This window comes from Pseudomonas oryzihabitans NBRC 102199, assembly GCF_000730625.1.
Lineage (GTDB): Bacteria > Pseudomonadota > Gammaproteobacteria > Pseudomonadales > Pseudomonadaceae > Chryseomonas > Chryseomonas oryzihabitans.
The window spans coordinates 12,081-24,913 of sequence record NZ_BBIT01000021.1; the positions used below are offsets into that span (position 1 = coordinate 12,081).

The window sequence follows — 12,833 nt, forward strand, 5'->3', positions numbered from 1 at the left end:
CGGGAGAATCGGCGTCGCGCTGGCGTTCTAACGACCACATCCAAGAGAAGGAAGCGCCCATGAATACCGCTCAAACCGTTCGTTTGCCCGATGGCACTACCGTTCCGGCGCTGGGCCAGGGTACCTGGCGCATGGGCGAGAACGCGGATCTGCATCGCCAGGAGGTCAGTGCCCTGCGCCAGGGACTGGACCTTGGACTCACCCTGATCGACACCGCCGAGATGTATGGCGAAGGCCGCGCCGAGGAACTGGTGGGCGAGGCCATTGCCGGGCGGCGGGACGAGGTCTTCCTGGTGAGCAAGTTCTATCCGAAGAACGCCACCGAAGCCGGCGTACCCCTCGCCTGCGAGCGCAGCCTGAAGCGCCTGGGTACCGATGTCATCGACCTCTATCTGCTGCACTGGCGCGGCCAGGTGCCACTGATCGAGACGGTCATGGCGCTAGAGAAGCTGCGCGACGAAGGCAAGATCCGCCACTGGGGCGTTTCCAACCTCGACACCAGCGACATGCTCGAATTGAACGATGATCGCTGCAGCGCCAATCAGGTCCTCTACAACCTGGAACAGCGCGGTATCGAGCATGACCTGCTGCCCTGGTGCCAGCGTCAGCAGATGCCCCTGATGGCCTATTGTCCGCTGGGGCAGGGCGGGGATCTGCTGCGCCACCCGGCCCTGGCTACCCTGGCCGAACGGCATCAGGCCACCCCGGCGCAGATCGCCCTGGCCTGGGTGCTGCGTCAGCCGGGTGTGATCGCCATTCCCAAGGCCGGCGATGCCGGACATCTGGAAGAGAATGCGCGGGCCCTGGATCTGCGCCTGAGCGAAGAGGACTTCGCCCTGCTCGACGGCGCCTTTCCGCCGCCGCAAGCCAAGAGTCCGCTGGCGATCATCTAGCCGCCGCGAATCAACCGGCGCAGGGGGAAACGACTGGGGTGGCAGGCCTCGGCCACCTGCCGCGCCACCGGCAGGGGCTCGTCTTCCAGCCACGCCGCCAGCAGTTCGGCGGCCAGCGGGGTGGTGACCAGGCCACGGGAGCCGTGCGCCAGATTGACATAGAGTCCCTCGCGCCAGGGCGCAGGCTGCTCGGGTACCTGGCGGGCGTCGTAGGCCAGTGCCTGGTAGCGCTGGGCGAAGAGGTCTTCGTCCACCACCGGGCCGACCAGGGGCAGGTAATCCGGCGAGGTACAGCGGAAAGCCACGCGACCTTCCAGTTTCTCGGCTGCATAGCCTGCCGCTAACGCGGGTGACAATTCGGCGAGCAGGTGCAGGTTGCTCTGGTGTTCCACCTGGCTGGGTTCGGTGTCGCTCCGGTCGAACACGAAGCTGGCGCCCAGGCAGTGCCGACCTTCCCGCGCCGGGGCGAGATAGCCTTCGCCGCAGACCACGGTGGCCAGCGCCTGGCTATCCGGGGTTTCCGGCAGCGCGGACAGCTGTCCGCGGATCGCCTTCAGCGGCAGGCCGGGCAGCAGCGTTCGGGCCTGGGCGGCGCTGGCCACCACGACCACCGCCGCCGTCAGCGGCTCGCCCTGGGTGCTGGCCTGCCAGCCGTGCTCGGTCTGCTGGAGGGCGGTCACCTCGGTATGGGTGACCAGCCCGATATTCGGATGGGCCAGCCAGTGCGCGCACAGCGCCGGCGGATGCACCCAGCCTCCTTCCGGAAAGAACAGGCCCCCCGCCGTGAGACCGATTCCGGCCCTGTCGCTGGCGGCGTCGCTGTCCAGGGGCTGCAGCAGATCGGCGGGGAAGTGCGCGGCCAGTTGCGCCTGCCGCTGGGCGTCCTTGTCCGTCAGCGCCAGTTGCAGCACCCCGCAGGGTGACCAGGTCGCGCCCGTCGGCAGGGCCTGCAATTGGCGCAGGGTCAGGCCGAAGCCATCGAGGATCAGCCGACTGAGCGGGGTGTCATGGGCCGACAGCTTGAGATAGAGCACGCCCTGGGGATTGCCGGAGGCCTCCTGGGCGGGCGCCCCGTGGCGCTCGACGACCCGGACCTGCCAGCCGCGGCGGGCCAGGCTGGCGGCGGTGGCGCAACCGGCCAGGCCGGCGCCTATGACCAGGGCCGTGCGCGGGCCCTGGGGGCGCGGTGGGCGGGCATACCAGGGCACGGGATCAGGGGCGACGGGGCGTTCCAGCACGCCGGCCAACATTTCGCGCTTGTGGCCGAAGCCGGGCACCTTGGCCATGGCGAAGCCGGCCTCGTTGAGACCACGGCGGACGAAGCCGGCGCAGGTAAAGGTCGCCAGGGTGGTGCCGGCATGGGACAGCCGCGCCAGTTCGGCGAACAGCGCGGGCGTCCACATCTCGGGGTTCTTGGCCGGGGCGAAGCCGTCCAGGAACCAGGCATCGCACCGGGCATCCAGTTCGGGCAGGCGCTCCAGCACATCGCCGACCAGCAGGGTCAGGGTGATGCGCCCGTCGCCCAGGATCAGCCGCTGGAAGCCTGGATGGATCGCCTGGTACTGCCGCTGCAGCGCCGCGCTGTAGGGGGCGAGTTCCGGCCAGAGACTCAGCGCCTGGGCGAGATCGGCGGCGGTCAGCGGAAAGCGCTCGACGCTGACGAAATGCAGGCGCGCTTCCTGTGGTGCCAGGGCGTCGAAAAGTTGCCAGGCGCAGAGGAAGTTGAGGCCGGTGCCGAAACCCGTCTCGCCGATGGTGAAGACTTCGCCCGGCGCCAGCGCGGCGAAGCGTTCGGCCAGGCGATTCTGCTGCAGGAAGACATAGCGCGTCTCTTCCAGACCGCTGGCGCGGGAAAAATAGACGTCGCCATAGGTGCGGGAGAGGGGTTGCCCGGAGGCATCCCAGTCGAGCTGGGCGTGCTGGAAATCGGTCATGAGCGGCGCGGCCTGGGATTCAGGGCGCGCAGTCTAAAGGATCGAGCGCAGGCGGTCAGATGTTGCTGACGGATTGGCGCATCAGGCCCTGAGAGGTCTGCAGCCGCTCGACGTAGCGATCGATCTGGTTGAGGGCTTCTTCGCGGCTGAAGAAGGGGCCTTCCAGGGTGCCCTCGCGGGTGGTGAAGAAAAACTGACCGTTGACCACGCTGACGCGCTCGCTACGGAAATGGGTGCTGGCACCGGGGTCGTCATTACGTTTGCCTAACATGAGAATCTCCTCCTCGTCTTGCCAACAGACCATGGCGAGCGCTGCGGGTTGCCCCGCTCGGCCAAATGGCGGTCCGTCGATCTTCCTTAGGTGTAGCACCCTAGCGGCCGCTGCGCCTGGGTGGAAAAAGCGCGACGAAATTGTGAGGGACATCACGCAGCACAGGGCGTAGCCGCCGGACGATGGCCCTGGACGGGTCGTCTTTCGCGTTATAACCACAGCGTGATCCGATCTTTCCCGCCCGCTCTGGTGGGCGGCATAGTGCCGCTATCCCTACCTGCATCAGGAGAACTGCCAATGACCATCCGTCTGGGCGACATCGCCCCCGATTTCGAACAGGATTCCAGCCTGGGTCGCATCCGCTTCCACGAGTGGCTGGGCGACAGCTGGGGCGTGCTCTTCTCCCATCCGGCCGACTTCACTCCGGTCTGCACCACCGAACTGGGCCTCACCGCCAAGCTCAAGGACGAATTCGCCAAGCGCGACGTCAAGGTGATCGCCCTCTCGGTGGACGGCCTGGAATCGCACCAGGGCTGGATCAAGGACATCGAGGAAACCCAGGCGACCGCCGTGGGCTTTCCGATCCTGGCCGACGCCGATCGCAGTGTCTCGACCCTCTACGACATGATCCACCCCAACGCCAACGACACCCTCACGGTGCGCTCGCTGTTCATCATCGATCCGCAAAAGAAGGTGCGGCTGTCGATCACCTATCCGGCCAGCACCGGACGCAATTTCGACGAGATCCTGCGGGTGATCGATTCCCTGCAGCTCACCGACAATCACAAGGTGGCGACCCCGGGCAACTGGAAGGATGGCGATGACGTGGTCATCGTGCCGTCGCTCAAGGACGAAGAAGAACTCAAGCGCCGTTTCCCCAAGGGCTACACCACGGTGAAGCCCTATCTGCGCCTGACCCCGCAGCCCAATCGCTGACACCTGCGGTGACAAGAAAACCCCGGCTTCGGCCGGGGTTTTTGTTTTCTGGTTATAACCAAGTGCCTAAAGGATATTTTTAGGGAATAAGCACCCCTTGCTAAGGTCCGCTCATTCCTTTTCGAGCGGCGCGACACCGCTCCTTTTTATCCTGGAGGCGGCGATGCAGGTGGTGACTTTGGCGGGTAGTCCGGGAGCGCGGTCGCGCTCCACCGGCGTGCTGGATCTGGCAGCGAACTGGCTGCAGGTGCGCGGTGTGGAATTGTCGCGCTGGCGTATCCAGGACTTTCCCGCCGCCGACCTCATCGGCGCCCGTTTCGACAGTCCGCCGGTGGTGGAACTGATCGCCCAGTTGCAAGCCGCCGATGGCCTGGTGATCGCCACCCCGGTGTACAAGGCCTCCCTGGCCGGCGCCCTCAAGACCCTGCTGGACCTGCTGCCCGAACGCGCCCTGACCCATAAGGTGGTGCTGCCCCTGGCCACCGCTGGTTCCAGCGGTCACCTGCTGGCCATCGACTACGCGCTGAAGCCGGTGCTCTCGGCGCTCAAGGCCCAGGAAATCCTCAATGGCGTCTTCGCCGACGACAGCCAGGTCAGCTACACCGAGACCGGCGTCGACCTGACCCCGGCGCTGGAGCAGCGCCTGCACGAATCCCTCGAACAATTCCACGCGGCCCTGGTGCGGCGTCCCCAACCCCTGACCCCCGAGCTGCTGGCCGATCGCATCGGTCAGGCGCGCTGGGGCATCTGACCAGGAGCGTTAGTCATGCAGTTCTCCTTCACCCGTTCGCTGCTCGCCGTTTCCCTGCTGACCCTGGCCGCCGGCCTGGCCCAGGCGGAAGAGACGGTGCGCATCGGCTATCAGAAGTACGGCACCCTGATCACCCTCAAGGCCCGCGGCACCCTGGAGCAGCGCCTGGCCAAGGACGGCGTCAAGGTGCAGTGGACCGAATTCCCCGGCGGCCCGCAGCTGCTGGAAGGCCTCAACGTCGGCAGCATCGATTTCGGCGTGACCGGGGAGACCCCGCCGGTGTTCGCCCAGGCCGCCGGCGCCGATCTGGTCTATGTGGCCCACGAGCCGCCGGCGCCCACCAGCGAAGCCATCCTGGTGCCCAAGGACTCGGCCATCCAGTCGCTGGCCGATCTCAGGGGCAAGAAGATCGCCCTGAACAAGGGTTCCAACGTTCACTACCTGCTGGTGCAGGCGCTGGCCAAGGCCGGTATCCCCTACAAGGACATCCAGCCGGTCTACCTGCCGCCCGCCGATGCCCGCGCCGCCTTCGAGCGCGGCGCGGTGGATGCCTGGGTGATCTGGGATCCCTATCAGGCCGCCGCCGAGACCCAGTTGCAGGCGCGCACCCTGACCGATGCCACCGGCCTCGCCGACAACCACCAGTTCTATCTGGCCACCCGCAGCTTCGCCAAGGCCCATCCCGAACAGGTCGGCGCCATCGTCGACGAGGTGCGCTCGGTGGGCGAGTGGGCCAAGGCCCACCCCGACCAGGTCGCCGCCCAGGTGGCGCCGCTGCTGAACCTGCCGCTGGACACCGCCGAACGGGTGGTCAAGCGCCAGGGCTATGGCGCCCGCTTCATCAGTCCCGAGGTGGCGGCGCAGCAGCAGAAGATCGCCGACGCCTTCACCGCCCTCAAGTTGATTCCCAAGCCGCTGGTCATCCGCGACGTGGTGTGGACCCCGCCCGCCAGTCTGCAGACCGCTGCCGCCAAACCCTGATTTCGCCTGCTGGAGAAAGCCCCCATGAGTCTCGATATCTTCTGGTTCCTGCCGACCCACGGCGATGGCCACTACCTGGGTACCGCCGAAGGCGCCCGCGCCGTCGACCACGGCTACCTGACCCAGGTCGCCCAGGCCGCCGATCGCCTGGGTTTCGGCGGGGTGCTGATCCCCACCGGTCGCAGTTGCGAGGATTCCTGGCTGGTGGCCGCCTCGCTGATCCCGGTCACCCAGAAACTCAAGTTCCTGGTGGCCCTGCGCCCGGGGATCATCTCGCCCACCGTGGCGGCGCGGCAGGCGGCCACCCTGGATCGCCTGTCCGGCGGCCGGGCGCTGTTCAACCTGGTCACCGGCGGCGATCCCGACGAGCTGGCCGGTGACGGCCTGCACCTGTCCCACAGCGAAAGATACGAAGCCTCGGTGGAATTCACCCGCATCTGGCGTCGCGTGCTGGAAGGCGAGACGGTGGACTACGACGGCAAGCACATCCAGGTGAAGGGCGCCAAGCTGCTCTATCCGCCGCTGCAGCAACCGCGCCCGCCGCTGTACTTTGGCGGCTCCTCCGATGCCGCCCAGGACCTGGCCGCCGAGCAGGTGGAGCTGTACCTGACCTGGGGCGAGCCCCTGGACGCGGTGCGCGAGAAGATCGAGGCGGTCAGGGCCAAGGCTGCCGCCCAGGGTCGCACGGTGCGCTTCGGCATCCGCCTGCACGTGATTGTCCGCGAGACCAACGAAGAGGCCTGGAAGGCCGCCGACCGGCTCATCGCCAACCTGGACGATGCCACCATCGAAAAGGCCCAGGCCGCCTTCGCCCGCTTCGATTCGGTCGGCCAGCAGCGCATGGCCGCGCTGCACGGGGGCCGCCGCGACAACCTGGAGATCGCCCCCAACCTCTGGGCCGGTGTCGGCCTGGTGCGGGGCGGCGCCGGGACCGCGCTGGTCGGCGACGGTCCCACCGTGGCCGCGCGGGTCAAGGAATACGCCGCCCTGGGCATCGATACCTTCATCTTCTCCGGCTATCCGCACCTGGAAGAATCCTACCGGGTGGCCGAACTGCTGTTCCCGCACCTGCCGGTCAAGCGGCCGACCCAGGTGGAGGGCGCCAACTACGTGAGTCCCTTCGGCGAGATGGTGGCCAACGACATCCTGCCGCAGAAAGCGGCGCAGAGCTGAGGGGGCGGGCATGAGCAGTACGACCGAACGTCAACTCCAGCGCCTGGCGCCCTGGGTGGTGCCGGTGGCCCTGATCGTCGCCTGGCAGCTGTCGGTGAGCAGCGGCCTGCTGTCCAGCCGCATCCTGCCGTCACCGGCGGCGGTGCTGGAAGCGGGCTGGAGCCTGGTCAAGAGCGGTGAGCTCTGGCAACACCTGGCCATCAGCGGCTGGCGTGCCGGTATCGGCTTCGCCATCGGTGGCAGCATCGGCCTGGCGCTGGGCTTCATCACCGGGCTGTCGAAATGGGGCGAGCGCCTGCTCGACAGCACCCTGCAGATGGTGCGCAACGTGCCGCACCTGGCGCTGATCCCGCTGGTGATCCTCTGGTTCGGCATCGACGAGTCGGCCAAGTTGTTCCTGGTGGCCCTGGGGGTGTTCTTCCCCATCTACCTCAACACCTACCACGGCATCCGCAACGTCGATCCGGCGCTGGTGGAGATGGCCCGCAGCTACGGCCTCTCCGGGGCGCGGCTGTTCTGGCACGTGGTACTGCCGGGCGCCTTGCCGGCCATCCTGGTGGGGGTGCGTTTCGCCCTCGGCCTGATGTGGCTGACGCTGATCGTCGCCGAGACCATTTCCGCCAGCTCCGGTATCGGCTACCTGGCGATGAACGCCCGGGAATTCCTGCAAACCGACATCGTGGTGCTGGCCATCCTGCTCTATGCCGTCCTCGGCAAGCTGGCGGATCTCGCCGCCCGCGGCCTGGAACGCGCCTGGCTGCGCTGGCACCCGGCCTATCAGAAGGGAGCCCACGCATGACCAGTCTGCAAGCCGTTCCACCGCTGGCGCGGGGCATCGCCCTGAAGCTGCAACAGGTGGTCAAGACCTTTGGCGAGCGCACCGTGCTCCATGGGATCGATCTGGAGATCCCGGCCGGCCAGTTCGTCGCCGTGGTGGGCCGCAGTGGCTGCGGCAAGAGCACCCTGCTGCGCCTGGTGGCCGGACTCGACCGCGCCAGTGGCGGCACCCTGCTGGGGCAGGACGAACCCCTGGCGGCGCACCGCGAAGACACCCGGCTGATGTTCCAGGACGCGCGCCTGCTGCCCTGGAAACGCATCATCGACAACGTCGGCCTGGGTCTCAGGGGCGACTGGAAGCCCAAGGCGCTGGAAGCCCTGGCAGCGGTCGGCCTGGCCGATCGCGCCCAGGAATGGCCCTCGGCGCTGTCCGGCGGCCAGAAGCAGCGCGTAGCCCTGGCCCGCGCCCTGATCCACCAGCCGCGCCTGCTGCTGCTCGACGAGCCGCTGGGCGCCCTGGATGCCCTGACCCGCATCGAGATGCAGCAACTCATCGAAGGCCTCTGGCAGCGCCACGGCTTCACCGTGCTGCTGGTGACCCACGACGTGGGCGAGGCGGTGGCCCTGGCCGACCGCGTGGTGCTCATCGAAGACGGCCATGTCGGCCTGGATCTCGACGTCAACCTGGCGCGCCCCCGGGCCGCCGGCGATGCCCAGCTGGCCCGCCTGGAAGCCGAGGTACTGGCCCGGGTGCTGCAGCAGCCGCTCAATCCCGATCTACCCGAAATCGTGCAACCCCTGCCCACGCAACTGCGCTGGGCCTACTGATCGTTCATCCGAGGAGTTCTGCCATGACCATCAAGGCCATCAATGTTCGCAACCAGTTCAAGGGCACCATCAAGGAAATCATCGAGGGCTCGGTGCTCTCCGAGATCGACGTCCAGACCGCCGCCGGCATCGTCACCTCCGTCATCACCACCCGCTCGGTCAAGGAGCTGGAACTCCAGGTGGGCAGCGAGGTGATCGCCTTCGTCAAATCCACCGAGGTGTCCATCGCCAAGCTGTGAGGCGGCCCTGCTGGTGAGGAAACCCGCCCGGTGGCGGGTTTTTTGTTTGGGCCTGGTGTTGGGTATCCGCGTCACTGCCACGATTCTGCAACCTGGGTCGGTTCCAATGCCGCTTTTGCCTGGAGGAATGCGGGTGCGGCGACAAAGGGGCGTGGCCCTGCTCATGGCGCTCTGGGCGCTGGCCCTGGTGGCGGCCTTGTTGCCGGTGCTGCTGGCCGAAGGGCGGGCCGAACTGCAGCGGGCGCGGTTGCTGGAGCACGAGACCCTGGCGCGGGCGCTGGCGGCGGGCGCCGAGCAGGTGGTCACCCAGGGCCTGATACAGGCCGGGGCCCGCCAGCGTCCCGAGTTCTGGCAGAGCCTGAGGGGGGAGGTGCTGGCCTATGAGGTGGAGGGGGCCCAGGTCCGTGCCCAGCTGCGCGATCTGCACGGCTGCTTCAACGTCAACGCCCTGGCCGGCCCGGAGCGGGACCTGGCGTTGCGGCAGCTGAAGCAGCTGCTGGCGCAGCGTCCGGGCGGCCTGGGCGAGCCCGGACTGACGGCTGCGGCCTTTGCCGAGCGCCTCGCCGACTGGGTAGATGCCGACGGCGAGACCCGTGAATTCGGTCTGGAGAGTGCCGAGGCCCTGCGGCTGGCGCCGCCGCTGCTGGTGCCCAATCTGCCGCTGGCCGAGATCGGCGAACTGGATCGGCTGGAGCCGGCGCGCCCTGGTCGGCATCTGCACCTGCGTGAACTCTGTGCCCTGCCGGAAACCTCCGGCTGGCGCCTCAATGCCAATGCCCTGGGGCTGGGTCAGCTGGCGCTGCTGGAGGCGCTGTTTCTCGATGAGGTGCCGCGCGAGACGCTGCAACTGCTGATCACCGCGCGGCCCGCCCAGGGCTATGCCACGGTCGAGAGCCTGCGCGAAGCGCTGCCGGGGGTGGGGGAGGAGACCTTCAGCCTGCTGACCCAGCGGCTGATCCTCAACAGCGGCGACTTCCTGCTCGGGGTCGAGGTGAGTCGCGACGGCCAGGTCTTTCGCCAGGTGCGGCAGCTGGCGGCCCAGGGCGTGAGTCGCTGGGCTGCCGCGGTGCCGGCGCAACGGGTGCGCTGGCTGGCGACACGGGACACCACGCTGTGGGTACCGGGGCCGGGTGGCGCGGAGGTGTTGCAGTAGCCTTGCGGTCCGGGCCGTAGCGTGGAAAACGGCGCAGCCTTTTCCACAGGTGACTCCGTAGCGCGGGGCATGCCCTCACCCCAGCCCTCTCCCAGAGGGAGAGGGGGCTGTCGGAGCAGGCGAGCCGCTTTATCAATGCCAGAGCCGTAGCGTGGAAAACGGCACAGCCTTTTCCACAGGTGACTCCGTTGCGCGTGGCCTGCCCTCACCCCAACCCTCTCCCAGGGGGAGAGGGGGTTGTCGGAGCAGGCGATTCGCTCCATCAACGCTTGAACCGTAGCGTGGAAAACGGCGCAGCCTTTTCCACAGGCGACTCTGTAGCGCGGGGCATGCCCTCACCCCAGCCCTCTCCCAGGGGGAGAGGGGGTTGTCGGAGCAGGCGATCCGATCCATCAACGACGGAGCCGTAGCGTGGAAAACGGTGCAGCCTTTTCCACAGGTAGCTCCGATGCGCGGGGCATGCCCTCACCCCAACCCTATCCCAGGGGGAGAGGGGGCTGTCGGAGCAGGCGAGCCGCTCCATCAAAGCCAGAGCCGTAGCGTGGAAAACGGCGCAGCCTTTTCCACAGGTGGCTCCGATGCGCGGGGCATGCCCTCACCCCAACCCTCTCCCAGGGGGAGAGGGGGCTGTCGGAGCAGGTGATCCGCTCCATCAACGCCAGAGCCGTAGCGTAGAAAACGCTGCGCGGCTCCCTGCTCGACGGGAAGGATCTCAAAGCCGCCGGAAGGCAAAAGGCTCCCGCGGTCGTCGCCAACCGGGGGAGCCTGGCTCTCGCCGACGCGATCAGACGCCGATGGGGCCGCCGTCGAGCTTCTGGATCACCACTGTGGAGGCGCGGGGACGCACCTTGGTGCCGGCCGGGGTGGCGTCGGTGGCGACTTCGCTGAACGGCCAGTTGTCCGGGTGCTGGACGTTGATGAACATGGTCGTCAGGTCCGGGGTCCAGGTGATGCCGGTGATCTCGCAGCCATTGGGTCCGACCAGGAAGCGGCGCAGCGCGGTCTGGTTGGTGGCGGAAATGGCGACCTGCTTGCCGCTGCCATCCACAACCTGGGCCGGAATGACCGCCAGCAACTGGTCGTTGGTGTACTCGGCCACGGCGTTGTCGCTGTTGTCGGTCTCGATCCAGAGGATGCCGCGGCTGTCGAAGGCCAGGCCGTCGGGGCTGGCGAACTGGTTGAGTTCGGTCAGGCCTGAGCGATTGATATCTGGGGCCGCACCGGCGTCCGAGCCGAAGACGAAGATGTCCCAGGTAAAGTCGGTCTGGTTACTGTTGTCCTTCCAGCGCACGATGTGGCCGTTGACGTTGGGCACCCGCGGGTTGGCGGCATTGGCCGAGGTGCGTGCCGAGTTGTTGGTGAGGGTGACGTAGACCTCGCCGGTGAAGGGGTTGACCGTGGTCCACTCCGGGCGGTCCATCGGGGTCGCGCCCACGGCGTCGGCGGCGCCGCGGGTGTTGAGGATGATGCCGGCCAGGTCGCCGTAGAGGGCGCCCAGGGTACGGCCATCCTTGGTCGGCGCATTGACCGTCAGCGGCAGCCACTTGCCGTTGCCGCCGTCATCGAAGCGGGCGACGTAGAGGGTGCCGTTGTCCAGGTACTTGGCGCCGATGGCCAGGCGATTGGCCGAGTTGGCGTCGGCCGGATCCCAGGCGGCGGCGGAAACGAACTTGTAGATGTATTCGTTGCGCGAGTCGTCGCCCATGTAGAACGCCAGCGGCTGGCCGGCGACCGGAATACCGTAGGCCGAGCCCTCGTGGCGGAAGCGACCCATGGCGGTGCGCTTGGTGGCCGGCGCGGCGCTGTTGTAGGGGTCGATCTCGACGATGTAGCCGTAGCCGCTGGCTTCGTTGCGGAAGTCCTGGGTCGCGCTGGCGCCGGTGGGGGTCAGGTCGAAGCGGCGGAATTCGTTGTCCACCTCGCTGGCGTCACCCGCCGGCGTCTCCCAGCCGTAGTTGCTCTTGTTGGTGATGCCGATGCGCTTCTGGTCGACCGGCAGGGTGCCCTTGTTGACGAAGATGCCCGGCCAGTTCTCCTCGCAGGTGAGGTAGGTGCCCCAGGGGGTGAAGCCGTTGCCGCAGTTGTTGTTGGTGCCGCGGGTGCGGGTGCCGTCGGGGGAGTAGGGGGTGACCAGATTGGCGTTGCCGCGCAGCGGACCGGCGATTTCCATGGGCGTGGCGCTGGTGAAGCGGCGATTCAGCGCGTCGTTGGTGACCACCTGCCAGATGCCGTTGACCTTGCGGATGCGGATCACCGCCGCGCCATGGGCATTGATCTCCTTGCGCACTTCCTCGGCCGGACGCTTGCCGTTGGTGGTGGTCGGGCCGTTGGGGTGCAGCACCTTCTGGTCGATGTATTCGTAGTTGATGGCCAGCAGGCCGTCGCTGCTGGAGTTGTTCAGCGGGAAGAAGTGCATGCCGTCGTGGTGCATGCCGGCGGCATTGGCCTGGTCGGTGGAGGTGTTGCTGCCGTCGCTGCGCCAGGCGTTGGCCAGGTTGTTCAGCGGGGTGCCCCAGGGCGCCAGGGTGCGGGCGCTGTAGCCAGAGGCCAGGACGATGGCGTCGAGTCGGGCGCCGCGGATGGATTCGAAGCCAAGCTTGAGCTGCGGCGCCGGGGCCGGCTGGCTGGGGGCCGGATCGTCGTGCGAGCCGCCACCGCCGTCGAAGCAGGCGGTCAGGCCACCGCCGGCGATCATGGCGATGGCGGCACCCAGACCGCCCTTCATGACACTGCGGCGCGACAGATAACGGTCGACGACGGCATCCAGCGGTTCGTTGCCGCTTTCGTTGCGGTTACGGTCGTCGCTCGTGAAAGTGCTCATGCGCAAAGCTTCCTTGGTTGATCACGGGAGCCGGCGACTTTAGGAAGCCTCTGTGATGGTCTGGTGACTGAAAGGT

General features: G+C 67.5%; 12 protein-coding genes. 9 read left to right on the forward strand and 3 right to left on the reverse strand.

Annotated features, from left to right (window positions below):
• Positions 1–59: 59 nt before the first annotated feature.
• On the forward strand, positions 60–893 hold the full coding sequence (locus tag POR01S_RS20630) for an aldo/keto reductase (protein WP_007163021.1): 834 nt from the start codon (positions 60–62) through the stop codon (positions 891–893).
• Here the strand turns inward: POR01S_RS20630 and mnmC are convergent.
• The gene (gene mnmC / locus POR01S_RS20635; protein ID WP_042138088.1) at positions 890–2,827 is read right to left on the reverse strand and encodes a bifunctional tRNA (5-methylaminomethyl-2-thiouridine)(34)-methyltransferase MnmC2/FAD-dependent 5-carboxymethylaminomethyl-2-thiouridine(34) oxidoreductase MnmC1; all 1,938 of its coding nucleotides are present in this window, start codon (positions 2,825–2,827) and stop codon (positions 890–892) included. The genes POR01S_RS20630 and mnmC overlap by 4 nt on opposite strands.
• Positions 2,828–2,882: 55 nt before the next feature.
• On the reverse strand, positions 2,883–3,098 hold the full coding sequence (locus POR01S_RS20640; RefSeq protein WP_042138091.1) for a DUF6316 family protein: 216 nt from the start codon (positions 3,096–3,098) through the stop codon (positions 2,883–2,885).
• Between the two features lie 297 nt (positions 3,099–3,395).
• Between POR01S_RS20640 and POR01S_RS20645 the strand changes: the two genes are divergently transcribed.
• From POR01S_RS20645 to gspK, 8 genes are all read left to right on the forward strand, one after another.
• Positions 3,396–4,034, forward strand: coding sequence for a peroxiredoxin (locus POR01S_RS20645; RefSeq protein WP_042138093.1), 639 nt, complete (start codon positions 3,396–3,398; stop codon positions 4,032–4,034).
• A gap of 163 nt (positions 4,035–4,197) precedes the next feature.
• Entirely contained in the window at positions 4,198–4,785 is a 588-nt protein-coding gene (ssuE, locus tag POR01S_RS20650) for an NADPH-dependent FMN reductase (RefSeq protein WP_042138095.1), read from the forward strand.
• A gap of 15 nt (positions 4,786–4,800) precedes the next feature.
• The gene (locus POR01S_RS20655) at positions 4,801–5,766 is read left to right on the forward strand and encodes a sulfonate ABC transporter substrate-binding protein (RefSeq protein WP_007163026.1); all 966 of its coding nucleotides are present in this window, start codon (positions 4,801–4,803) and stop codon (positions 5,764–5,766) included.
• Positions 5,767–5,790: 24 nt separating this feature from the next.
• Positions 5,791–6,939 carry an FMNH2-dependent alkanesulfonate monooxygenase gene (gene ssuD, locus POR01S_RS20660; RefSeq protein WP_027598406.1) on the forward strand — a complete coding sequence of 383 codons (1,149 nt, stop codon included), beginning with the start codon at positions 5,791–5,793 and terminating at the stop codon, positions 6,937–6,939.
• A gap of 10 nt (positions 6,940–6,949) precedes the next feature.
• On the forward strand, positions 6,950–7,738 hold the full coding sequence (gene ssuC / locus POR01S_RS20665) for an aliphatic sulfonate ABC transporter permease SsuC (RefSeq protein ID WP_017639828.1): 789 nt from the start codon (positions 6,950–6,952) through the stop codon (positions 7,736–7,738).
• Positions 7,735–8,544, forward strand: a complete 810-nt coding sequence (ssuB, locus tag POR01S_RS20670) for an aliphatic sulfonates ABC transporter ATP-binding protein (protein ID WP_042138097.1) — start codon at positions 7,735–7,737, stop codon at positions 8,542–8,544. Before ssuC ends, ssuB begins: the two co-directional genes overlap by 4 nt.
• A gap of 23 nt (positions 8,545–8,567) precedes the next feature.
• Positions 8,568–8,783: a TOBE domain-containing protein gene (locus tag POR01S_RS20675; RefSeq protein WP_007163030.1), complete on the forward strand. Its 216-nt coding sequence runs from the start codon at positions 8,568–8,570 to the stop codon at positions 8,781–8,783.
• 151 nt (positions 8,784–8,934) lie between these two features.
• Entirely contained in the window at positions 8,935–9,936 is a 1,002-nt protein-coding gene (gene gspK / locus POR01S_RS20680) for a type II secretion system minor pseudopilin GspK (protein WP_027598404.1), read from the forward strand.
• A 784-nt stretch (positions 9,937–10,720) separates the two neighbouring features.
• Here gspK and POR01S_RS20685 read toward each other — a convergent pair.
• The gene (locus POR01S_RS20685) at positions 10,721–12,757 is read right to left on the reverse strand and encodes a PhoX family protein (protein WP_007162340.1); all 2,037 of its coding nucleotides are present in this window, start codon (positions 12,755–12,757) and stop codon (positions 10,721–10,723) included.
• Between the last annotated feature and the right edge of the window lie 76 nt (positions 12,758–12,833).

Bases quoted from the DNA above. Each gene is read 5' to 3' on its own strand.
- ssuC (WP_017639828.1), top strand. From the start codon at position 6,950: ATGAGCAGTACGACCGAACGTCAACTCCAGCGCCTGGCGCCCTGGGTG.
- ssuD (WP_027598406.1), top strand. From the start codon at position 5,791: ATGAGTCTCGATATCTTCTGGTTCCTGCCGACCCACGGCGATGGCCAC.
- POR01S_RS20630 (WP_007163021.1), top strand. From the start codon at position 60: ATGAATACCGCTCAAACCGTTCGTTTGCCCGATGGCACTACCGTTCCG.
- ssuB (WP_042138097.1), top strand. From the start codon at position 7,735: ATGACCAGTCTGCAAGCCGTTCCACCGCTGGCGCGGGGCATCGCCCTG.
- POR01S_RS20685 (WP_007162340.1), bottom strand. From the start codon at position 12,757: ATGAGCACTTTCACGAGCGACGACCGTAACCGCAACGAAAGCGGCAAC.
- POR01S_RS20655 (WP_007163026.1), top strand. From the start codon at position 4,801: ATGCAGTTCTCCTTCACCCGTTCGCTGCTCGCCGTTTCCCTGCTGACC.
- POR01S_RS20675 (WP_007163030.1), top strand. From the start codon at position 8,568: ATGACCATCAAGGCCATCAATGTTCGCAACCAGTTCAAGGGCACCATC.
- POR01S_RS20645 (WP_042138093.1), top strand. From the start codon at position 3,396: ATGACCATCCGTCTGGGCGACATCGCCCCCGATTTCGAACAGGATTCC.
- POR01S_RS20640 (WP_042138091.1), bottom strand. From the start codon at position 3,098: ATGTTAGGCAAACGTAATGACGACCCCGGTGCCAGCACCCATTTCCGT.
- mnmC (WP_042138088.1), bottom strand. From the start codon at position 2,827: ATGACCGATTTCCAGCACGCCCAGCTCGACTGGGATGCCTCCGGGCAA.
- ssuE (WP_042138095.1), top strand. From the start codon at position 4,198: ATGCAGGTGGTGACTTTGGCGGGTAGTCCGGGAGCGCGGTCGCGCTCC.